The organism is Halobacillus litoralis (assembly GCF_020171725.1).
Lineage (GTDB): Bacteria > Bacillota > Bacilli > Bacillales > Halobacillaceae > Halobacillus > Halobacillus litoralis_F.
This window is the reverse complement of record NZ_JAIVAJ010000001.1, coordinates 692,441-712,856: the sequence shown is the minus strand read 5'-3', so window position 1 is coordinate 712,856 and position 20,416 is coordinate 692,441. Positions and strand designations below refer to the sequence as shown.

Below are 20,416 nucleotides of genomic sequence, written 5' to 3'. Positions count from 1 at the left end.
TTGTCTTAATTCATGTAGAAGGTCGTTTATTGTAATCGGATTTTGGGGATAGACTTGATACATGCTATAATTCCAGAGAAAGATTGGAGGAGATTTTCATGGCATCGGTACAACTTGATTTGACTGATAAGCAATATAAAAAACTGGTAGAAGCGGTGTACTTAGGAACGTGGGTGGTGAACTCCACAAAGATGGAGCTCGATGAAGAATTTGAGGAAGTCCGTGAACTTGTTTTATCTAAATATAAAGAAGCCGGTTTAGACGAGTTGATCGTCCATCAACAGCAGCTTGGAATTCATGATCTCGACGTCGACTATGAATCGAAATTATTAGATACGTATGTAGAAGAATATGATGAGTTCAGTTTCTGGGACAAATTAGTCGAGAAGCTCGCAGATAAGGAAATGGCAGAGCGTTTCGGTCCGCAGAAAGGGAAAATGACCGACGAAATGATGGAGAAGAGGATGGAAATCGAAGAGCAGATTGGTGAAAAGCTTGAAGAAACAGGTGTAACAGAGCTGTCCTTCAAGGGGAAATAAACCGCAGGGTCATAAAGCATGGAGTTCTGTTAGCCTGGCTCTTAAGCGTGCAGAAACCCATGAAAAAAAGCATGAACCATTCGTTCATGCTTTTTCTTTAGAAAGGCGTTCTGAATCGACCCAGATCGATGCAATCGGCCTCGCCCATTGATAGGACAGCTGTATAAACGGCCCGAGGAGTAAGGCTACGATGAGTGTACCGAACCCGACAGGTGCCCCGAGTAGAAATCCGATCAATGCCATACCCGACTCGGAATAGATTCTGACAGAGCTTTTGGATTGATTGGTCTTTTCATTCATGATCATCATGAAGTGATCAAGCGGTATGCGCGGGAATGGAGTACGCAAATATACGGCTACCCCGACGGCAGTGGCGATCAAACCAAGAGTGAAGATGCCCCACTGTGCCCACCATACTTCGTAATTCACATTTTCAAGCCATCCGTATAAAAAGAGATCCACGGTTCGTCCACGAATGATAATCGGAATGAGTGACTCGAATTGCGGACGTTTCTTCTCAAGCCACGCATTCACGAGTAGAAGGATGACAAAGGCTACGATCATGACACTTCCGACAGTGATCGGGAAGTGCATGGACAGGCCGACGGCAATGCTGTCGCCAGGCCCAACGCCTAAACCTGATTGGATGATGAGGGCAAGACCAAGGCTTGAAACGACCAGTCCGGCCACGTATATAATGAACAAGTAAACGTATTTCATGATTTTTCCTTTCCGTCTGTCAATGTCTGCTTCGTTTATCATAAACGCTGCCATAGAAGATGTAAAGGTATGTACAACATAGGAATAGGAGTGTGGAAAGATGCAGTATGCGATTGTAACAGGTGATTCACGAGGACTAGGGGAAGCCGTTGCGAAACAACTGATCGAAAAAAACGTAAACGTCATTGGTGTTTCACGCAGCGAGAACAATACATTGAAATCACATGCAGAAGAGCGTCAAGTCGAATACCATCATGTGACATGTGATTTAAGCAATCCTTCTGAAATGGATGCAGCGCTTGATGAGATCGTTCAGATTGCGTTTACAGAACGTACACATTATGTGTATGTCGTCAATAATGCAGGTATGGTGGAGCCGATTGAGACTGTCGGAAATCTTGAAGCCGATCAAACAGCTAAGCACATCCAGCTTAATTTGACCGCTCCTATCCTGCTTACCAATCGGTTCATCCAGGAAGCGGACAAACACGATATTCAAATGGCTGTCATCAATGTCACCTCGGGAGCAGCGGAAAAAACGATTCATGGTTGGAGCGTGTATAGCAGCACGAAAGCAGCGATCAACCGTTTCACGAAGACATTGGCACTGGAGCAGGAAGGGAATGGACATGTCATCATCGCTTACAGCCCAGGTGTGATGGATACAGATATGCAGGAAGAGATTCGTTCTTCTTCAGAAGATGCGTTTCGTGATGTAGAGAAATTCAAGCAGATGAAAGAAGAAGGAGCGCTCCGTTCTCCGACAGAAGTAGCGGCTGTACTGCTTGATTTGTTGAATGATCCTCACGATATCGATAACGGTGAAGTGTATAAGCTCTATGACCTGATCGAGAAGTGAAGGGCGTGAGCAACCGGACATCTTATAAATAACCCGTCTTCCGAGGAGGAAGGCGGGATATTTTTCAGCAATTTTCTTGTGTAGGTTGAGCTGGTTGACGTTAAAAGTGATTAAACCGAATCCTTCCCTCATTTAGTGAGGCAGCCTGGATGCTCACTTCTCCACCGATAGGGAACGTAAAGCGTGGAGTGGTGTGTCCGAAGCTTGCTTCAGCGATAACGGGAATATCTTTCAACTCTTCTTTTGATCGTATGATCTTCTTTAGACGGTCCAGGTCCATTTCCGATTTTGATTCGAATTTTCCTATGACAAGTCCCTTCACCTTTTCAAAGTCAGGCTGGTGAATCAACGATTGCAAGTCACGGTCAAACGTCTCAGGAAATGTCATTTCGTCATCTTCCAGAAAGAGAACAACATCCTTGAGAGAAGGCATGTATGGAGTGCCCTGCAGTAAGTTCAATGTACATAAGTTTCCTCCTACGATCCTCCCAGAAGCTTCTCCTGTTTGAATCACGTGATACCCTTCGTTCGGGTGGAACGTTCTGTTATCCTGGTCGAGAAACCAAAGGTCATTGCTCCAATGATCGGCAGGTTCCACAGAGAAAGGTTCCGTATGGAAGAACACCTTTTCAAAATACTCTATTGTATAATCGATCCCTTTCTCCATCCCGAAGGAAGAGAAGTGTGGTCCACTGTAGGTGACGAGACCAGTTTTTCTATGAATCGCATTCGACAGGGCTGTGATGTCTGAAAATCCACAGAATATCTTCGGGTTCTCTGCGATGATTTCGTAATCAATGTAGGAAAGCAACTGATTGCTGTTAAATCCACCGATCGTGGTCAGGATTCCTTTTACATTTGAATCAGCGAAAGCCTCGTGAAGGTCATGAAGCCTTTCCTTCAAAGACGGATTTCCGTCTGAGTATGTACTGAAGGTTACTTTCAGACCTAGAGATTCCAATCGTTTCATGGCAAGTTTGCGTTGGTCCTCTGCGATGATTGAGAGCGATTCAGCAGGTGATATCACCCTTACTTCATCCCCAGCGCTCAGTTTCTTCGGATACATCATATCCCTCCTCATAAATTATACAAATATACCAGAAATTCAGATTTTTGTCTATTTAGTGAAACGGGGGAGGGGGCTGAGCCGTATAAGTAGTCAGAGGTGATAAGAATGAGTGGTGTATTGTTTATCTTATTTTTTGGAGCGGTGATATTCTCGATTGTCAAAAAGACATCAGGACACGGTGGACATGGGTTTCATCATCATGACGACGCTTCGGACCATAACGAAGGATTCTTTGGTGGAGATGGCGGAGGTTTCGGTGACGGTGGAGGAGGCGGCGGCGGGGAATGATTGAGCTGCTTCAACTAGAACTCCTCCTTGCTATTTACATTGATTTCATCTTATAATAAGAACAATTGGAAAGAGAAGGGACTGACGTATAAAGCAATGAAGTACTAATTCTGTTTGATCTCACGAGCCGAAATATGATTTCACTCGTTTCAGATAACAGGATTGGTCTGCCTTATTTTAAACCTTTATTGCTTTGTCGTACTCTGTCTACTTATGCGGAGTTTCTGTACAAAGACTAGGATGACCTTTGCCTGCCTGAAACGATCAGGGAGGTTTTTTTATGTTAATGATGAAAGGATCAAATATAGAGTATTCAATCGCGGACCGCACGATTTTTTCCATTCCCGAATTGTCGATTCACTCTGGTGACCGTATTGGGCTGATCGGGAAAAACGGTCAGGGGAAAACGCTTCTGCTTCGCTATCTTTTGAACCAGTTGGATGATGAGCCGCAAGTTCAGTGGTGGACGGAGGTATCCTGGATGGAGCAGCTGTCCGGAGAAGGCGATCCGAAGAAAAGCGGTGGGGAAAAAACATTAGCGGACTTAGAACGGTTGTTTGAAGCATCCAGCCCCCTTCTCTTTTTAGATGAACCGACCAACAACCTGGATTGGACGCACATTGATCAATTGGAAGAGCGGATGGCTGCTCACAAAGGGGCATACGTCATCGTCTCACACGACCGTCAGCTCCTCGACAACGTCTGTGACCGCATTTGGGAATTAGAGGACGGCGAACTGACGTCGTACGACGGGAATTATTCCTTCTATGAACAGGCTAAAGAACAAGAAAGGCAGCAACAGCAGCAGAAGTACGAACAATATGTAAACGAAAAAAAGCGATTAGAAGAAAGAGTACGAAAGAAAAATGAACAGTCCAAGCAAATGCGGAAGCCCCCTAAGCGAATGGGGAATTCGGAATGGCAGTTGGGGAAGAACAAAGCAGCGACCAAGCAGGGGAAAGTCGAAAGGGTGAGTAAAACGCTTGAGAGGCGGCTGAACCGGCTTGATAAAGTAGAGAAACCCTTCGAATGGGATCAAGTCAAGATGAACCACAGTCTCGCCCAAACCCTTTCCAGTAAAACGGTGATGTCCTGGAGGGATACGACTGTTTATGCAGGAGACAAGCTGCTTTTTCATATTGAACAGGCTGAAATCCCTACCGGATCGAAGCTTGCCCTGATCGGCGATAATGGTTCAGGGAAGACAACATGGATTCAAAACCTTATGCGGGATGCAGCGTCTTCATTGGATATCGCTTATTTCAACCAGGATCTTACGACGATGCCGTTAGATACGACGGTCCTTGAGTATGTAGGAGAGGGCAGTCCCTTGAAGGAATCAGACATACGCATTGTGCTTGGGAGGTTGAGGTTCTTTGCGGATGATATGAACAAACAGGTTCGGATGTTAAGTGGAGGAGAACGCGTCAAACTTGCGCTTGCCCGTTTATTGACCCGGCAGTCTCACCTGCTCATACTGGATGAGCCGACCAATCACTTGGATTTAGAAGCGATTCAGTCTTTGGAATCGCTCATTACGGATTATCCGGGGACGATTCTTTTTGTCAGTCATGACCGGACGTTTGTCGAACGGACAGCCGACCAGCTTTGGGTGATTGAAAAGGGAGAGTTGGATCATTTTCGCGGTACACTTCAAGAGTGGAGAGAGCCGAAGCCGAAAGAAGCAGATGAATTCGACCGGATGAAACTTCAGAACAAGTTGACGGAAATCATCAGCCGTTTGAGCTTATTAGCCCCTCATGAAGACAAAACAGATTTGGAAAACGAATATCATGACACGTTGAAGAAGTTAAGAGACACTAAGTAGAGAGGTATTGAAAAAAAGTCCGGCTGTAGTGGAGTTCCACTTCAGCCGGATTTTCTGAACATATTACGTCTGCTTGCTGGGTTCCCCCACGGTACGCTTTGAAGGTTCCTTCTCTTTTTTGGCTTGTCTATTGTTGCGGATGAACATATAGAATGAAGCCCCGAAGATCGTGAAGTAACCGAGGATGCTCAGGGCATCTGGAATCTGTCCGAATAAGAAGATACTGATCAGAGCAGAATACACGACGGTAGAATAAAAGAAGATTGAAATTTCGCGTGCTGGTGCGAATTTATACGCAATCGTCAAACCAAACTGACCAAGTGTTGCGAATGCACCGGCAGATAGAAGGTAAGCCCATTGGCTCGCGCTCATCGGTTCGTAAAACGCGATGGTAAAGGGAAGCAAGGTAACGGTTGTGAAAAATGAGAAATAAAACACAATCGTATAAAATTTTTCCTTGTCACCTAGAACCCTGAGCAGCGTATAAGCTCCAGCAGCAAATACAGCTGACCCGACGCCTGCCAGATACGGAACAAACTCCACCGAAAAGGCCGGCTTAATGATCAACAGCGTTCCGAGAAACGCGATGATGATCGATATGATCTGATAAGGTCTCGCTTTCTCTTTTAAAAACACAGCAGAGAAGATAATCAGTAAAAATGGACTGAGCTTGTTCAGCATATCGGCATCTGATAGAACCAGGTTATCAATGGCATAGAAAAACAATACCATGCCGATTGTACCTAATGCAGAACGAGAGAGCAGAAGCTTCTGGTTTTCTCTTTTACCAAAAAGTCGTTCCTTGTTGGCCATGACGAATCCGAACGCGATAATCGCAGAAACGAGATTACGAAACAGCGTCTTCTGGACAGTCGGAACATCTCCTGAAAGCTTGACTAGAGCGGCCATCATGGAGAAGCCGAAAGCAGATATAAGAAGAAGGATAATTCCTTTATTACGATCACTCATGACGGTACCTCCTGTTTCAAAATGATGCATACATATATCGTTTCCTGACATCAGGACTTTATGAAAACACCCTTACTATCCTAATACAAAACAAGATCAATGAAAAGCCATCTGCAGAAGGTCTCGAGAGACAGGAGGAGATGGTTAGGGTATACTGGTCATAAGGATTTTGACCTAAGTGGAGAAAGGGAGGATGGTTTGATTGTTTCGCAACCTATTGTATTGAAGAAGCGAGTCATTAAGGATAACCGTCAGCACTATTTGGAGGAAATGGCCAGTCTTGAACTGACGGCAGATCAAGTGAACACACCGACTGAAACAATACCCCTTTCGGAATTACATGATGTTTCACACCGCTCACTGGCAGGAGAACATGGATTTCTTTACCTTCATACCATTCGAGGTGTCCGTACTTTCTTAGTTGAGGAATCACCGGTTGAATGGATGACAGAAGTAAAGAGATGGTTATAAAGAGTCCCTCACTCGAGACAATAAGTGGAGGTAGCCTATGGATATTCTAGAAGAGAATGACCTCATGTATTTGAGAGAATTGGATCAGAGTGACTGGAAGGCGCATCATGAATATGCCTCAAAGGATGAGGTTTGTAAGTTTCAGCCTTGGGGGCCAAATAATGAGGACGATTCTAAATTCTTTATTGCACAGGCGATCCGGGACCGGGAGAAACGACATCGAAGTCGTTTTGTTTTCTCTGTCATTTTAAAAGAAGAGGATGAAATCGCGGGTAGTATCGAGATGAATATCACAGATTGGGACGGAGTAGGAGAGATTGGCTTTATCATTCACGATAAGCACTGGGGGAAGGGGTATGCCACACAAGCTGTCCGCCTCATGTTGAAGCATAGCTTTGAGAAGTGCGAACTCCATCGAGTAGCTGCTGTCAGTGATCCGGATAATGTCTCCTCTATTCGTGTATTAGAGAAGATCGGCATGAAAAAAGAAGGGATTCTTCGCAAAGACCTGTACGTAAAAGGGCGTTGGAGAGATTCCGTTGTGTACGGATTATTGAAGGAAGAATGGGAGAGCAGCCAAAGATGAAGGCATAAAAGAAGCGTGAGATTCAATCTGAATCTCACGCTTCTTTTTGTTGCTTTCTTAATGGTTGGATGCCGAAGCATTCGATTGGTCGTAGACCGCTAGACGATCCACTAGTTGCGAGCTGTCTTTGTTCAGTCCTGTGATTTCTACGTTTTTGCCGTGTTCCCTGAATTTAATAACAAGCTTATCAATTGCTGCGACAGCAGAATCATCCCATACATGGGCTTCTTGGAAATCGATACGAACCGTCTTTGCATCGACGCCGTAATTAAAGTGTTCAATCATATTATCCGTTGATGCGAAGAAGACTTGTCCCTTCACTTTGTAAACCAATGTTTGGGTGTGCTGATCGATGGTTTCTTCTACTTTTACTTTCGAGATCTTAACGACGAAGAAGATCGCGCTTAAAATAACGCCAGCCAATACACCCTTGGATAAGTCGTGCGTTTGAACAACAGTTCCGACAGTGACAACCATCACGACAGAATCTGTAATCGGAGCTTTCTTGAATTTAGTTAATGAGCTCCAGTCAAACGTTCCGATGGAGACCATGATCATAACGCCGACAAGCACAGCCATAGGAATTTGAACGAGTAAGTCATTGAATACAATGATCAAGAGCATCATGAAGACTCCCGCTACGAGTGTAGAAAGGCGTCCTCTACCGCCTGATGAAACGTTGATGACGGATTGCCCGATCATCGCACATCCAGCCATCCCACCGAAGAATCCGGCAACGACGTTAGCCATCCCCTGTCCTCGGGCTTCTTTGTTTTTGTCACTTTCCGTGTCCGTCATATCGTCCACGATTTGAGCCGTTAGAAGAGATTCTAACAAACCGACAAAGGCAAGAGCTAAGGAAATCGGGAATATGATTTGCAAGGTTTCAAATGTCAAAGGAATATCAGGAAGTAAGAAGATTGGAAGTGTATTAGACAATTCGCCCATATCTCCTACCGTCTTCATACCTGCACCTGTTGTTACCGCTACAATCGTCATGACGATGATCGCGACTAAAGGTGATGGAACAGCCTTTGTGAACCTTGGTAGAATATAAATGATAGCAAGCGAACCCGCGACCATTACATACATCGGGATTCCAGCGCCTTCAAAGTGAGTGAGCTGGGATGTGAAAATCAGGATAGCCAAAGCGTTCACGAAACCTACCATGACGGATTTCGGAATGAACTTCATGAACTGTCCGATTTTCAACGCACCGAGCGTGAATTGAATGATACCCGTCAAAATTGTAGCGGCCAGCAAATACTCCAGTCCATGATCCTTAACGAGGGTTACCATAAGCAAAGCCATAGCTCCTGTTGCGGCGGAAATCATTCCAGGACGACCACCGACAAAAGCGATGACAACAGCGATACAGAAGGAAGCGTACAATCCTACCATGGGGTCGACTCCAGCGATGATAGAGAAAGCGATCGCTTCAGGGATGAGTGCCATAGCGACAACCAAGCCTGAAAGCGTATCGTTTTTTACGTTTCCGAACCATTGTTGTTTAATTGTTTGAGTGTTCAATTGCGCACCTCTTTCTATTCGTATTGATGCTGTCCAGAACAGCATGAAAAACCGGCAAGAACGTGACAGATTATAACATTGCTTCACGATTTGTCATAATCTCATGTAAGCGCATAAAAAAGGTTTGTGCGTCTATATGCTGACAAATGCTTTTATTTACGACTCTATATCACATAGAATGATTTTTTTTAATTAAGCTGGTTCGTCAAGGTTTTATGTATCCATAAAGGAGGAAAGGTTACATAGAGAGTAGAAATATAGAAAGAGAACCAATGAGTGAATAGAAGAGTCAGGGGGGCGTCATATGTTCAGAAAAATTCTCTTGGCTGCCGATGGATCAGATCACTCGATCCGCACGGCGGACCGCGCAGCAGAGCTGGCCCATTTACAGGGAGACAGTAGTGTGACCATCATCTATGTAGTAGACGGGGAGCAGTCGAAGACGGACGTATTAACAGAAGGTGACAAAGTGACCATCGAGAAACGCCGTCACGACCGTCTTAAGCCCATCGAATCGATCTTAGGTGAGAAAGAGGTGCCTTATGACGTTAAAATCATTCATGGGGAACCAGGACCCTCTATCGTCTCCTATGCGAATGATAACCAGTTTGACATCGTCATCATCGGAAGCCGGGGGCTTAATGCTCTTCAGGAAATGGTCCTCGGAAGTGTTAGTCACAAAGTGGCAAAACGAGCGGATTGTCCAGTGATGATCGTGAAATAAAAAAGTGAAACGTGGATCATGATGGATTCGTAAGAGTAGATAAGGAGGCGATTACGAATGAGTGAAAAAGGTTGTATAAAATGTGGCAGTACGGATGCTGCGGAGAAGGAAGTGGCGATGACAGGAACAGGACTTTCCAAAATGTTCGATGTTCAAAACAACCGCTTCTCCGTTGTCTATTGCAAGAACTGTGGTTACTCCGAGTTTTACAATAAGGAAGCGTCCGGAGCAAGTAATGTCTTTGACTTTTTCTTCGGTTAAGAAAACCCGCGTGCCTGTTCATGGACACGCGGGTTTCTTTTATGCTTGAAGAGTCGTGTACTTCTCTTTTACCTTTTTATTCAAATACCACTGTCCGATCGAGAGCGTCAGCCCTAAATAGAAAGCCATGAATAAGCTTGAGAAAACAAGGTTTTGAAAAACAGGGACGAGCCACAAGAGTAGGAGCATGGCAGCGAAAACAAGGGCTTCGATGGCTAAGGCGAACAAACCGATCATCCGACCCTTGAAGACTTCTCTTTCGTCTGTCCAATTCAGTTTCGGTTGCTCCAAGTCGAGGATGAGACCGATCATCGATGTAATCCAGCTTATGGCGAGGGATGCCAGAAGCCAGATCGCCCAAACGAGGATCGAGACTTGTAAGACAAAAAGAATAACAACGCTAATAACAGTAATGGATAACAAGTTCAAAAAGAACGAAATTAGCAGCTTACTGTTGATCACGTCCCTTGCCGCAATAGGTAAGTAGAGATGATTAAACCACGTCTTGCCATCTCTTGAGATGGAAGAGGAAGCGGCAGGGTTGACTCCAAGTCCTAAAATGGTGAACGCAATCAACACGATAAGCGTTGTATGCGCACTCCACCCTTCGATCCCTGCGGCAAGACTTGAAAGAGAGCCACTCGATTCAAGCAGCAGGATGACGACGAGAAATACAGGGAAAAATAAGCTCTGTACCAGAATCTGAGTGAAGAAGGTAGGTGTTCTGAGGATCGTCCTCATCTCTTTCAGGAAAAGACTTTTTAACACGGGTTGTTTTCTTGTCCGCTTCGACAATTGGTTGTCTTTGAACGTACTTCTCTTCCCGCCTGATAAGCCGAGCACGCCTTTAAAATACCATTGTTGTCCGACGGTCATAAAGAGAATAATGCCTCCAACAGTCAACGCAATAACGAGCAGCAAGTACATCACTCCCGTTAAGGAAGAGGGGGAGGTCAGACTGATTGAGCTGAAGTAAGCCGTCGGGAAGAACTTTGTAACCAAGTCCAGCAGGCCGTTTTGTTCGGTGATGATTTCTTCCATCCCTGTGCCGTTCTGATTGGAATCCAGTCGAATGAAAATGTTGATGCCAATAATAAAGAGGAACCCGAGCATTCCCATGAACATTTTCGTTCGATCTTTGTTTTTAGAGATGTTCGCAAACCTCATGATGAAGATGACGAGAATCGCCGTTAAGGCGAAAGGGATGACCGGTGTCAGAGCCCAGAGAATGAGCGCAAAGGCGTAGTAGACGATTGTCGATTGACTATGTATGCCGTAGAACAACAGACTGGGCAACAGAAGAATCGTATTGATTCCATAGAGTGATAGAAAGGGCACAGCGGCCTTTCCCATTACGATTTGATAAGGTTGAAAAGGCAGTGAAATAAACGATTCCACATCTTCTGCAAAATAGAATGAGCTCAAAACGGTGCTCAAAGTCACAAAGATGTAAATAATGGTCACAGACACAAACAATAGTCCGAGGATTACATTCTCATTCTCTGTAGGAGATAGACTCGCATACAGAGACCCAATGAGCGAGTTCAACATCGTGAGAATGAAGAAACCAAACGGGATGACCATGATAAAGAGGCACCCAAAACTTACCTTCTCCATATCGCTTTTACCTGCAGTGGAGAACTGCATTTTCAACATCGTTTTGATGAGGATCCATGTTTTAGCCATTTTGTGTCAACTCCAGGAACAAGCGCTCCAAATTATCGTCTTCTTTGAACTGCTGCTTCATCTCCTTCATGTTGCCTTGAAACTGAATCTTCCCCTGATTGATAATCGCCACCTCATCACACAGCTGCTCGACAACTTCCAACACGTGGGTGGAGAAAAACACGATTTTCCCTTTTTCAGCATGCTCACGCATCATTTCTTTCAACGTATAGGATGATTTCGGATCGAGTCCCGTCAGTGGTTCATCGAGTATCCAAATATCCGGGTCGTGGAGCAGAACACCACTGACCACAATCTTCTGTTTCATTCCGTGCGAATACGTTTGAATATGATCGTCGAGTGCGTCATAAATTCCGAACTGTTTTGTTAACTCAGGAATCTTTGTCTCCCTGACCTCTTTTGGTACATCGTACACATCCGCAATGAAGTTTAAGTATTCGATCCCCTTTAAACGGAGAAAAATATCGGAACGGTCCGGGACATATCCGATTGACTTTTTCGCAGCGATGGATTCTTTCGAGATGTCTTTCCCGTTCAGTTGGATTGAACCTCCATCCATAGGGAGAATGCCGGTCATCATTTTAATCGTAGTTGATTTTCCTGCCCCGTTTGGACCGAGGAATCCGAAAATTTTTCCATCGGGAATGGTAAGGTTCAAACTTTGGACAGCTGTCTTTCCGGGATACGTTTTGGTGAGATTCGTTAATTCAATCATTATGTACACCCTTCATTTTGTAACATTTTACCTACTATACGAATGCACGGCGGTTTGGTTTCACTTTTGTAGAAACAGAGCCATATGCTCTTCATCCAAATAGCGTTTTGGAAGCTTAATAGCCTTTTGCTCTACTCCATAAGAGTGAAAGCCGACTTTCTCATAAAGGCGTTTGGCTGGAGTGTTCTCCGTCACTACGCTGAGTTGAAGCTGTTCCAAGTCAAGCGCTCTTGCTGAATTGATGAGCTCTTGAAGGAGTAGTTGAGCTCCGCCGTTTCTTCTGAAAGACGGCGTGACATACATGGCGACAATCATCCCTTTATGTGAAAACTTCGGGTGGGTCTCCTTCATCAGCGTGACGATTCCGCCGAGCTTTTCTTCTGAGAAGAGTCCGAACGTTTTGGATAAGTCTGAATCGAGCCTTTCGACTGTTGTCTCGATCGGGTTCGGCTTTTGTTTCTCCTGTTCGTACGTTGTAATAAAGGCATCCGGATTGGTTAATAATGCTTCCAGACGCAATTCATAATAAGCTTCTGCATCTTGACCATTCAATTCGCGTGTCTGCAAAGTACTTCGCTCCCTGTCATTAAGGGGACTATGCCCCATTTGGATTACATTCAGACTAGCGAAAAAGTGTGATAAAGTAAAGGAAGAGACTGGGTGAAAAGAGGGTGGCAAAATGACGGAAAAAGAAAAAATGTTAGCTGGAGAACTTTATAAGTCATGGGACGATGAATTGGTTCTTGAACGATCGCGGGCAAGGCAGATCACATTTGACTTGAATCGTACAAAAGATACAGAAGCCCATTACCGAGAGCAATTAATTGAGAGCCTGTTCGGTGAACTAGGCGGGCAGTATGGATTGGAACCGCCTTTTTATTGTGATTATGGGTATAACATCCGTGTAGGTGATGGCTTCTTTGCGAACTTCAATTGTGTATTTCTCGATGTCTGCCCCATTACGATTGGAGAACGAGTGCTGATCGGCCCGAATGTTCAACTATATACAGCCACTCATCCGATGGACCGTGAAACAAGAGCAAGTGGATTGGAATCGGGGAGGCCTATTACCATCGGCAATGATGTGTGGATCGGGGGAGGCGCCATCATTAATCCTGGAGTCACGATTGGGGATAATGTCGTAATCGGAGCTGGAGCCGTCGTCACCAAGGATATTCCGTCTGATGTTTTTGTCGGAGGGAACCCGGCTAAAGTAATAAAATCAGTCGATTAAGCCTCAAAGGTAGCTGAAAGCTGTATTTTTCGTTATCATACAAAAGGATGCTTGCATATACGTATAAGAAAAAATAGGAAGGACTGGATTTATGATTAAACGTAAAAGTCAACGCGAAATAGAACTGATGCATGAGGCAGGTAAACTGCTTGCGAGTGTACACAAACAGCTTCGCTCCTTTATAAAGCCTGGTGTCACAACGATGGAAGTTGAAAACTTCGTTGAAAAATACCTCGCCGAGCGTGGAGCAACAGGGGAACAAAAAGGATACCAAGGTTACGAATTCACAACCTGCGCTTCCATTAACGACGAAGTGTGCCACGGTTTTCCGAGAAAAGAGAAGCTTGAAGAGGGCGACATCGTAACCATTGATATGGTCGTCAACCTTAACGGCGCTCTGGCGGACTCAGCATGGACACACGCGGTCGGAGAAATCAGCGAGGACGCCGAGAAGTTGATGGACGTAACAAAGACGTCATTATACAAAGGAATCGAAGCGGCTACGGTTGGAAATCGGATCGGTGATATCGGTCACGCCATTCAATCCTATGCAGAAGGAGAAGGGTATTCAGTCGTTCGTGATTTCACTGGTCACGGAATCGGAGAAGGCATCCACGAAGACCCATACATTCCTCACTTCGGTCAGGCAGGCAAAGGTGCACGATTGAAAGAGGGGATGGTCATTACGATCGAACCGATGATTAATATCGGAGGCTGGGCCACTCAGATGGATGAGAACAACTGGACAGCCCGTACTTTGGACGGCTCCCTTTCTGCTCAATATGAGCACACCATCGCCATCACGAAAGATGGCCCGGTGATCTTAACTGAACAAGAAGATTAATTAAAAAAAGCCTGTAGGAAAGATGACCTTTCCTACAGGCTTTTTTTAATCTGTACTGTGAGCTGTTCCCTGCTTATTTTCCTAAGCCTTTTTTCGGTTTCTGAACCAAAGGGTGATGGTGAAGAGTAAAAGAAAGGCGGAGTGCAGGACGGGTTCCAATTGCAATTGAGCAATGGCTGGCGGATCATTCTTCAAATCCGTTTTCAACACTTGAAGCGTAAAAAACAGAGCCAGTGAAAATAGCATGGTCATAATGCCAAAGCCGATATTGGTCTTCAGAAACAAAAGGGTAATCGATAAAACGGCTGTTGCTGAGAAAAGTAAAAGGAGCGCTGTCATCCCTTCTGGAGCTGAAAAGGAAACCGGGATGTCAGATAGGATCAGCGTTCGAAAAGAGAAGGCAAGAATCCCGAGAGCTACTCCTGATAGTAAAAAGAAGATAAGGAAAAAAGCTTTGAATCCTGAATTCATATTGTATCACCTATTCTAGTATTTGTTTGAAATACCAGGATATCACAATTGCATCATCTTACATAGAGTTTGTTTTGGGGAGAAATGTGGAAGTTCGAAGCAAATAAAAAAAGACTCCCGAATGGGAGTCTTTTTCAAGCAAACTTATTTTTGAACGTTTGCTGCTTGTGGTCCGCGTTGTCCTTCTTCGATTTCGAAAGTTACAACTTGACCTTCTTCAAGGCTCTTGAATCCTTCTTCTTGGATAGCAGAGAAGTGTACGAAGACGTCGTCTTGACCTTCTACTTCGATAAATCCAAATCCTTTTTCAGCGTTAAACCATTTTACTGTACCTTCAACCATGTTAAAGAACCTCCTGCGTGGATTACGTAATCCACATTGTATTACTATTCTTGCTCTTCAAGATCCATCAAGACGACTTCTTACGAACATCTTCTCTTGCATGAAGCTGATCGAACAACAATAATTAACCTTAGTATAACAGAAGGGCCCAATCAATGATAGCCCTTGAGTGAAAAAAGTTCATATTGATGCCTATTGTTACTCTTGAGGCTGTGGGGTGTAAGCGCTGTTTAAAATCGAGTATAAAGTACGTTCAACGAAAACGTCGACATCCTCAGCCTGGATACTTACTAATTCATTCAACGGGACGCCTTGGTCCAGTAAATATTGTACAAGGTTCCAACCTGTATAATTGGCTTCCTTTTCAAAACCGGAGGCCCCTTTTCCATTCGTGAAAGAGTAGAGGGCTTCGTAGTCTCGGCGATTCAAGTGAGGGAGGATGTTCATGATGATACGGTTCGGTTCCCTCGTACAGCCGTCGTTATGAAAGAACGGAAAGGCTTCGTTTCGTTTTTCCTCGTCAAGCAGCTGATGGGCGGTATGTAACGAAACGCCTTCTTGGAAGATCAGCTGAGCCAGAGTTCTCGTGTGACTTGGTGCCATACCGGATGTCTGTGCATGGATCGTACGTGCGAGCTCCTGCGTCAGGCGGAAATCGATAGCGGGAAGTTCGGTCGGGAAGCAGATCATATACCTTTCTTCATTTTCTTTCAGAATGAATGGGTCGGTTTCAAAAGCGGCGACAAAGAATAAGAGGTGGATAGCGACGGGATCATCAACGGATAAGATTTCTTTCGCTTCTTGTAATCGGCGTTGCCAGTAGGAGGGGGTAAGTTCAAAGTACTTGATTTTGTCATAGACAAAAGGGTACTTACTCCAACCGTATTCCAGTATTTCCCTGGCCAACTGATACTTTTTATAGCCAGGCGGGACATGTGGGAAGTTGTAGTGATTCATCCATAATTCCAATCGGCGTGTTAAATCTGCTTGTTCGATGGATGCTTGATCATAAAAATGTATGAAGTCCTGTAACTTCTCTGTGCATTTCAAATCATCCATGACGAGCCTCCTCCTTTGTTGGTTGCGCCAGAAAATTCAAGCGCTTGTTCCATAATTCCTGTGCGTCTTTCCCAATCCAAATCAAATGACTATCTGCGTGTGACTCGTAGATCTCGGAGTGTGGAACTTTCGATTTCAATAGAAGTGCATTCGTATAGGAGATCCATTTATCTTTTTGAGCGTACATTCCAAGCACGGGAACCTTGATCTTCGAAAGGTCTGAAACCGTGTAGGAAAGGTCTCGATAAGATGGTCGGCTGGAATTCAATGTGAGGATCATGTCATAGATAAAACGACGATCATTTGGTGAAAGTTCGTTCAAGTAGTCCTCGACGTTCTCGGTCGTTAACTCTTTTAAGACCTGCTTCATCACGAAGTCTGGGAACACCTTTAGCATCGTATGAATGCCTCCCCAGGACCTTTCCTTTGCAAAGGTATGAAGGAAGCTGGACGTGCTTGTCTTCTGCTCATCCCAGGAGGATACGACCGCCGCTTCCATCATCAGCTTTTCGACTCTATCTGGATAGTGAGCAGCTAAAGAAATGCCTAGTGGTCCGGCATCAGAAACAGCAATGACACGGACGCTTTCAATACTTAAATGATCGAGCACTTCTATAATGGAATTAGAAAATTCTGAAGGAGTAGCTCCGGTAGATAAATCTGTGCAATCATAGCCAGGCCTTGAGATCGATAGAAGTGAATACCCCTCATAGATTAAGCTGCTGTGAGATAAATCGGTCTCACGCGTTGAATGACCGCCTTTTAATAACAATATCGTTGGACCGATTCCTTTGTACGAAAATTCAACGATTCCTTTTGATGTATCCAGCAGAGTGGCACTCACCGAACTCATCTCCTCTCCTTTTTTCCTTACTACAAATATAAGCTATAATAGAGGAAAATGAAACATCCGATTATTCTGAAAAAGGGGGTGTGAAGGTGAGAATCGTGTCGATTTGTCCGAGCAATACTGAAATTGTCGCTTACTTAGGGAAGACCGGCTTGTTGGTTGGTGTCGACAATTATTCTGATTTTCCAGTAGAGGTGAACAGCCTTCCAAAGGTAGGGCCGGATCTGTCTATTGATATGGATAAAGTGGAGGAACTGAAGCCGGATCTCGTTCTCGCTTCCTTATCGGTCCCGGGGATGGAAAAGAACATCGAGGGTTTGGAGCAGCGTGGACTGCCTTATATCATTTTGAACCCATCCTCTTTAGAAGATATAGCGAAGGATCTAGAGAGGGTAGGAGAAGCTTTAGGGTTTGAAGGATTGGGAAAAAAGAAAGCGGAGGGTTTCCTTAAGGAGCTCAAGAAGTACCGGACGCAAACGGATCACTCATCAAGGGGCCCCTCCTTGTACTGGGAATGGTGGCCGAAGCCGATTTTCACCCCGGGAAGGACGAACTGGCTGACTGAAATCAGCGAGGCTGCGGGTGGATATAATGTATTTGAAGACCATGAGGAAGCGAACGTTCAAACGGATTGGGAAGAGGTGAAGCGTCGGAACCCTGATCATATTTGTATGGTTTGGGTGGGGGTGAAAGAAGAGAAGATGAATCCGGACCATGTAAGGAAGCGCCCTGGCTGGGCGGAGCTTCCTGCAGTTCAACACGACCGGATTCACGTTCTCGAGGAATCTCTGTACTGCAGACCCAGCCCTCGTCTCCTTGAAGGCTTGCGAAAATTAAGGTCCCTGCTCTAGTGCAACTTGTTTTGATGCTTCGGTACAGCAAGCTCCTTAAAGTTTGCGGCGAGCTCCTGAAGCTGTTCCGAGAGCAGTTCTCCCTCCATAGGCAGACCATGACCGGTCACGACTACCTTCGGCTGTAGGTGGGCAATTTTTTTTACGGACTCTTCGGCTTGCTCCCAGTCAGGCGTAAAGTAAGCGGGAGGTCCATGTACATGCTGATGCTGGATGAAGACAGCCATGCTCGATTCCTGCTTCACCGTGATTATGGCGTCGCCGGCAATTAACATGCGATCCGACTCGCGAAATAATGAAATGTGTCCTGGTGTATGTCCAGGCGTATGGATAATGCGCCACCCTTTAAGAAAAGGGAGTTCGCCTTCAGTTGAAATAGGATGAATGTAGCGGCTTAGATTCACAGGCTTTGTCGGGAAGAATGGAGAGAGAATGGAAAACAATCCACCTCCGACTGTAGCATCTCCTACCGGATAATCACGTTTGCCCGTTACATAGTCCATTTCAGCAGGGTGTACATAAATAGGGACCTTCCAATAGTCTGCGAGCTTATCGGCTGACCCGACATGGTCGAAGTGGCCATGAGTCAGGATGATGGCTTTTGGAGGGCGATCGCCGTACCTTTTTTCAGCTGCTTCTCTAATGCGTTTTGCATAATTGGCAATGCCGCAATCAATGAGAATCCAGTCATCATCGGGCTTCCCGATGAAGACTACATTGGCAATCAACGTACGGTAAAAGGCGATGTCCTCCAGAACCTGCTCGGATTCTGCATGCCCCATATGCCAAGTCTCATTATGGTCGTCGTGCTGTTCATGTTTATCCATTGATTTCACCTACCTGTCTATAGTTTGGATGTTCAGGCAGGTTCTATACTTTTCGGCTTAAAAGGTTTTGATATCGAATGGCTTAGGTGGTTCACAGCATAAAACCCGGCCGCTGCATTCATGCAACGACCGGGTTATTGTAGGTTGGAACACTTGTGTACCTAAAGGTAGTTGAGAGTTAGGATGACCGGGCTACTTTCGTCTGCTCGACCGGTTTTTTGGTCAATGTCTTTCCGGTCAATCCGAACAGGATCGTTAGTATTGGTGACAGCAGACAGAAGAAGGCGAATGGCAGGTATGTGAGAACGGGAACGCCGAGCACATCTGCCAGGAATACACCACACACACTCCACGGTACAAGTGGGTTGATGACGGTTCCTGCGTCTTCAAGGGTACGAGACAGATTCTTTCTCGCAAGCCCTGCTTTTTCATAAGCATCCTGGTACGCTTCACCTGTCAATAGGATGGAGAGGTACTGCTCTCCGATCGCTAAGTTGATCCCGATCGCTGTGAAGGCGGTGGAGAGCGTCACAGAGCGCGCTGTCTGTAATCCATTCTGGACACTTTCCAGAATGGCGGGAATGACACCTGTTTTAAAATATAGACCTCCGAGTGCAAGGGCTAAGATGACAAGGGACACGGTAAACAGCATTCCGTTCATTCCGCCTCTGGATAGTAGACTGTTGACCGCATCATTGCTCGTATTGGCCGTGTATCCGTCAAACCATGTCGACCATAGAGCGGACCACTCCATGACACCACGGAACCCGGCAATCAATGTCGCTGTGATACTGCTTGCTGCTAAGGCCATAAAGGCAGGTCTTTTTGTTGCAGTGAAGGCTATCAGGACAACGAGTGGAATCCAAGAAGTCCAGTGCATCAAGGATGTTTCAGCAAGTCCGGCCTGAAATCCTGCCAGCTGTTCCTCTCCCCCTTGGGATTGTGGGGAAAGCAGAATGAAAAGGACAAACGATAGAATGAAAGCAGGAACAGTTGTCCAAGCCATGTTTTTAATGTGATCGAATAAATCCACTTTCACGACCGTGGAAGCGAGGTTTGTCGTGTCGGACAGTGGAGACATTTTATCACCAAAGAAAGCACCGGAGACGACGGCTCCAGCTGTCATCGCAAGGGATAAATCCATCGATTGGGCAACACCCATAAATGCGACGCCGACCGTTGCAGCTGTCGTGAAGGAACTTCCCATCGCGACACCTACAATCGCAGTAACAGCAAAGACAATCGCTAGGAACCAAGGTCCACCTGCGAGCGTGAACGCGACATCCATCAGCGCAGGAATCGTACCGCTTGCCATCCAGCTTGAAATTAAGATGCCAATAAGGAAGAAAAGAAGCACTGCCCCCATTCCGGTTTGGGCACCTTGAATCATTCCGTCCTGAAGTTCTTTAAAGGACATCTTTTTAAGGAAGCCATATGTCATCATAATGAGAATGGCGAGTAGTATGGGTACATGAGGAGCAGGCCCCTGTACGAAAATGATGAAATAACTGATGATTCCGATTGATAGCAGGATCAGTAGAATAGATTCTGCCAAGCTTGGTAATGACTTAGGTCTTAAATGAAACATAACCATTTCCCCCTTTTTTGAACATAAATAAAACTCCGCCCCCTAAAGCTAGGGACGAAGCTGATCTCCGCGGTACCACCCTGATTGGCAGAAATGTCTGCCCTC

24 protein-coding genes are annotated in these 20,416 nt (G+C 45.4%); 11 read left to right on the top strand and 13 right to left on the bottom strand.

Features of this window, described 5'->3' with window-relative positions; genetic code table 11:
* Positions 1–98 precede the first annotated feature (98 nt).
* Positions 99–539, top strand: coding sequence for a hypothetical protein (locus LCM20_RS03855; protein ID WP_225194104.1), 441 nt, complete (start codon positions 99–101; stop codon positions 537–539).
* 84 nt (positions 540–623) lie between these two features.
* On the opposite strand, the gene LCM20_RS03850 is transcribed toward LCM20_RS03855, so the two are convergent.
* Positions 624–1,259: a YczE/YyaS/YitT family protein gene (locus LCM20_RS03850; RefSeq protein WP_225194103.1), complete on the bottom strand. Its 636-nt coding sequence runs from the start codon at positions 1,257–1,259 to the stop codon at positions 624–626.
* 100 nt (positions 1,260–1,359) lie between these two features.
* Here LCM20_RS03850 and LCM20_RS03845 point away from each other — a divergent pair, with 100 nt between their 5' ends.
* The gene (locus LCM20_RS03845) at positions 1,360–2,118 is read left to right on the top strand and encodes a (S)-benzoin forming benzil reductase (RefSeq protein WP_225194102.1); all 759 of its coding nucleotides are present in this window, start codon (positions 1,360–1,362) and stop codon (positions 2,116–2,118) included.
* A gap of 100 nt (positions 2,119–2,218) precedes the next feature.
* Here the strand turns inward: LCM20_RS03845 and LCM20_RS03840 are convergent, their stop codons facing one another.
* Positions 2,219–3,184, bottom strand: a complete 966-nt coding sequence (locus tag LCM20_RS03840; RefSeq protein WP_225194101.1) for a S66 peptidase family protein — start codon at positions 3,182–3,184, stop codon at positions 2,219–2,221.
* 108 nt (positions 3,185–3,292) lie between these two features.
* Between LCM20_RS03840 and LCM20_RS03835 the strand changes: the two genes are divergently transcribed.
* Together LCM20_RS03835 and abc-f are read left to right on the top strand one after the other, a co-directional pair.
* Positions 3,293–3,475: a hypothetical protein gene (locus LCM20_RS03835; protein WP_225194100.1), complete on the top strand. Its 183-nt coding sequence runs from the start codon at positions 3,293–3,295 to the stop codon at positions 3,473–3,475.
* A 280-nt stretch (positions 3,476–3,755) separates the two neighbouring features.
* Positions 3,756–5,303 (top strand): ribosomal protection-like ABC-F family protein, encoded by a 1,548-nt coding sequence (gene abc-f, locus LCM20_RS03830; protein WP_225194099.1) that lies wholly within the window; start codon positions 3,756–3,758, stop codon positions 5,301–5,303.
* A gap of 63 nt (positions 5,304–5,366) precedes the next feature.
* On the opposite strand, the gene LCM20_RS03825 is transcribed toward abc-f, so the two are convergent.
* The gene (locus LCM20_RS03825) at positions 5,367–6,272 is read right to left on the bottom strand and encodes a DMT family transporter (RefSeq protein WP_225194098.1); all 906 of its coding nucleotides are present in this window, start codon (positions 6,270–6,272) and stop codon (positions 5,367–5,369) included.
* A 222-nt stretch (positions 6,273–6,494) separates the two neighbouring features.
* On the opposite strand from LCM20_RS03825, the gene LCM20_RS03820 reads away from it, so the two are divergent.
* Both LCM20_RS03820 and LCM20_RS03815 read left to right on the top strand, forming a co-directional pair.
* The gene (locus LCM20_RS03820) at positions 6,495–6,743 is read left to right on the top strand and encodes a hypothetical protein (RefSeq protein ID WP_225194097.1); all 249 of its coding nucleotides are present in this window, start codon (positions 6,495–6,497) and stop codon (positions 6,741–6,743) included.
* 37 nt (positions 6,744–6,780) lie between these two features.
* Entirely contained in the window at positions 6,781–7,329 is a 549-nt protein-coding gene (locus LCM20_RS03815) for a GNAT family N-acetyltransferase (RefSeq protein ID WP_225194096.1), read from the top strand.
* 57 nt (positions 7,330–7,386) lie between these two features.
* On the opposite strand, the gene LCM20_RS03810 is transcribed toward LCM20_RS03815, so the two are convergent.
* The gene (locus LCM20_RS03810) at positions 7,387–8,859 is read right to left on the bottom strand and encodes a SulP family inorganic anion transporter (RefSeq protein WP_225194095.1); all 1,473 of its coding nucleotides are present in this window, start codon (positions 8,857–8,859) and stop codon (positions 7,387–7,389) included.
* Positions 8,860–9,163: 304 nt separating this feature from the next.
* Between LCM20_RS03810 and LCM20_RS03805 the strand changes: the two genes are divergently transcribed.
* Positions 9,164–9,583 (top strand): universal stress protein, encoded by a 420-nt coding sequence (locus tag LCM20_RS03805; protein WP_225194094.1) that lies wholly within the window; start codon positions 9,164–9,166, stop codon positions 9,581–9,583.
* A gap of 57 nt (positions 9,584–9,640) precedes the next feature.
* A complete protein-coding gene (locus tag LCM20_RS03800; protein WP_225194093.1) occupies positions 9,641–9,844 on the top strand; it encodes a zinc ribbon domain-containing protein in 204 nt (67 codons plus the stop codon).
* A 39-nt stretch (positions 9,845–9,883) separates the two neighbouring features.
* Here LCM20_RS03800 and LCM20_RS03795 read toward each other — a convergent pair whose 3' ends face one another.
* The 3 genes from LCM20_RS03795 to LCM20_RS03785 are packed head-to-tail and all read right to left on the bottom strand — an operon-like array spanning position 9,884 to position 12,812.
* Positions 9,884–11,530, bottom strand: a complete 1,647-nt coding sequence (locus tag LCM20_RS03795) for a putative ABC transporter permease subunit (RefSeq protein ID WP_225194092.1) — start codon at positions 11,528–11,530, stop codon at positions 9,884–9,886.
* Positions 11,523–12,245, bottom strand: coding sequence for an ABC transporter ATP-binding protein (locus LCM20_RS03790; protein ID WP_225194091.1), 723 nt, complete (start codon positions 12,243–12,245; stop codon positions 11,523–11,525). Before LCM20_RS03790 ends, LCM20_RS03795 begins: the two co-directional genes overlap by 8 nt.
* Positions 12,246–12,305: 60 nt before the next feature.
* The gene (locus tag LCM20_RS03785) at positions 12,306–12,812 is read right to left on the bottom strand and encodes a GNAT family N-acetyltransferase (protein ID WP_225194090.1); all 507 of its coding nucleotides are present in this window, start codon (positions 12,810–12,812) and stop codon (positions 12,306–12,308) included.
* A 112-nt stretch (positions 12,813–12,924) separates the two neighbouring features.
* Here LCM20_RS03785 and LCM20_RS03780 point away from each other — a divergent pair, with 112 nt between their 5' ends.
* Both LCM20_RS03780 and map read left to right on the top strand, forming a co-directional pair.
* Positions 12,925–13,479, top strand: coding sequence for a sugar O-acetyltransferase (locus LCM20_RS03780; RefSeq protein WP_225194089.1), 555 nt, complete (start codon positions 12,925–12,927; stop codon positions 13,477–13,479).
* A 91-nt stretch (positions 13,480–13,570) separates the two neighbouring features.
* Positions 13,571–14,323 (top strand): type I methionyl aminopeptidase, encoded by a 753-nt coding sequence (map, locus tag LCM20_RS03775; protein WP_225194088.1) that lies wholly within the window; start codon positions 13,571–13,573, stop codon positions 14,321–14,323.
* Between the two features lie 81 nt (positions 14,324–14,404).
* Here map and LCM20_RS03770 read toward each other — a convergent pair whose 3' ends face one another.
* From LCM20_RS03770 to LCM20_RS03755, 4 genes are all read right to left on the bottom strand, one after another.
* A complete protein-coding gene (locus LCM20_RS03770; protein ID WP_225194087.1) occupies positions 14,405–14,794 on the bottom strand; it encodes a hypothetical protein in 390 nt (129 codons plus the stop codon).
* A 144-nt stretch (positions 14,795–14,938) separates the two neighbouring features.
* Complete coding sequence (locus LCM20_RS03765) at positions 14,939–15,136, bottom strand: cold-shock protein (protein ID WP_035510016.1); 198 nt, start codon at positions 15,134–15,136, stop codon at positions 14,939–14,941.
* 198 nt (positions 15,137–15,334) lie between these two features.
* A complete protein-coding gene (locus LCM20_RS03760; protein ID WP_225194086.1) occupies positions 15,335–16,195 on the bottom strand; it encodes a hypothetical protein in 861 nt (286 codons plus the stop codon).
* Entirely contained in the window at positions 16,188–17,039 is an 852-nt protein-coding gene (locus tag LCM20_RS03755; protein ID WP_225194085.1) for an alpha/beta fold hydrolase, read from the bottom strand. The genes LCM20_RS03760 and LCM20_RS03755 overlap by 8 nt, the downstream gene beginning before the upstream one ends.
* Before the next feature lie 95 nt (positions 17,040–17,134).
* On the opposite strand from LCM20_RS03755, the gene LCM20_RS03750 reads away from it, so the two are divergent.
* Entirely contained in the window at positions 17,135–17,896 is a 762-nt protein-coding gene (locus LCM20_RS03750; RefSeq protein WP_225194084.1) for a cobalamin-binding protein, read from the top strand.
* Here the strand turns inward: LCM20_RS03750 and LCM20_RS03745 are convergent.
* Together LCM20_RS03745 and nhaC are read right to left on the bottom strand one after the other, a co-directional pair.
* Entirely contained in the window at positions 17,893–18,723 is an 831-nt protein-coding gene (locus LCM20_RS03745; RefSeq protein ID WP_225194083.1) for an MBL fold metallo-hydrolase, read from the bottom strand. The genes LCM20_RS03750 and LCM20_RS03745 overlap by 4 nt on opposite strands.
* A 178-nt stretch (positions 18,724–18,901) precedes the next feature.
* Entirely contained in the window at positions 18,902–20,311 is a 1,410-nt protein-coding gene (gene nhaC, locus LCM20_RS03740) for a Na+/H+ antiporter NhaC (protein ID WP_225194082.1), read from the bottom strand.
* Positions 20,312–20,416 lie beyond the last annotated feature (105 nt).

Excerpts from the sequence above, each read along its gene's own strand:
- abc-f (WP_225194099.1), top strand. The coding sequence starts at position 3,756 with ATGTTAATGATGAAAGGATCAAATATAGAGTATTCAATCGCGGACCGC.
- LCM20_RS03790 (WP_225194091.1), bottom strand. The coding sequence starts at position 12,245 with ATGATTGAATTAACGAATCTCACCAAAACGTATCCCGGAAAGACAGCT.
- LCM20_RS03770 (WP_225194087.1), bottom strand. The coding sequence starts at position 14,794 with ATGAATTCAGGATTCAAAGCTTTTTTCCTTATCTTCTTTTTACTATCA.
- LCM20_RS03825 (WP_225194098.1), bottom strand. The coding sequence starts at position 6,272 with ATGAGTGATCGTAATAAAGGAATTATCCTTCTTCTTATATCTGCTTTC.
- LCM20_RS03745 (WP_225194083.1), bottom strand. The coding sequence starts at position 18,723 with ATGGATAAACATGAACAGCACGACGACCATAATGAGACTTGGCATATG.
- LCM20_RS03760 (WP_225194086.1), bottom strand. The coding sequence starts at position 16,195 with ATGGATGATTTGAAATGCACAGAGAAGTTACAGGACTTCATACATTTT.
- nhaC (WP_225194082.1), bottom strand. The coding sequence starts at position 20,311 with ATGTTTCATTTAAGACCTAAGTCATTACCAAGCTTGGCAGAATCTATT.
- LCM20_RS03765 (WP_035510016.1), bottom strand. The coding sequence starts at position 15,136 with ATGGTTGAAGGTACAGTAAAATGGTTTAACGCTGAAAAAGGATTTGGA.
- LCM20_RS03800 (WP_225194093.1), top strand. The coding sequence starts at position 9,641 with ATGAGTGAAAAAGGTTGTATAAAATGTGGCAGTACGGATGCTGCGGAG.
- LCM20_RS03850 (WP_225194103.1), bottom strand. The coding sequence starts at position 1,259 with ATGAAATACGTTTACTTGTTCATTATATACGTGGCCGGACTGGTCGTT.
- LCM20_RS03845 (WP_225194102.1), top strand. The coding sequence starts at position 1,360 with ATGCAGTATGCGATTGTAACAGGTGATTCACGAGGACTAGGGGAAGCC.
- LCM20_RS03815 (WP_225194096.1), top strand. The coding sequence starts at position 6,781 with ATGGATATTCTAGAAGAGAATGACCTCATGTATTTGAGAGAATTGGAT.
- LCM20_RS03780 (WP_225194089.1), top strand. The coding sequence starts at position 12,925 with ATGACGGAAAAAGAAAAAATGTTAGCTGGAGAACTTTATAAGTCATGG.
- map (WP_225194088.1), top strand. The coding sequence starts at position 13,571 with ATGATTAAACGTAAAAGTCAACGCGAAATAGAACTGATGCATGAGGCA.
- LCM20_RS03840 (WP_225194101.1), bottom strand. The coding sequence starts at position 3,184 with ATGTATCCGAAGAAACTGAGCGCTGGGGATGAAGTAAGGGTGATATCA.
- LCM20_RS03835 (WP_225194100.1), top strand. The coding sequence starts at position 3,293 with ATGAGTGGTGTATTGTTTATCTTATTTTTTGGAGCGGTGATATTCTCG.
- LCM20_RS03805 (WP_225194094.1), top strand. The coding sequence starts at position 9,164 with ATGTTCAGAAAAATTCTCTTGGCTGCCGATGGATCAGATCACTCGATC.
- LCM20_RS03795 (WP_225194092.1), bottom strand. The coding sequence starts at position 11,530 with ATGGCTAAAACATGGATCCTCATCAAAACGATGTTGAAAATGCAGTTC.
- LCM20_RS03855 (WP_225194104.1), top strand. The coding sequence starts at position 99 with ATGGCATCGGTACAACTTGATTTGACTGATAAGCAATATAAAAAACTG.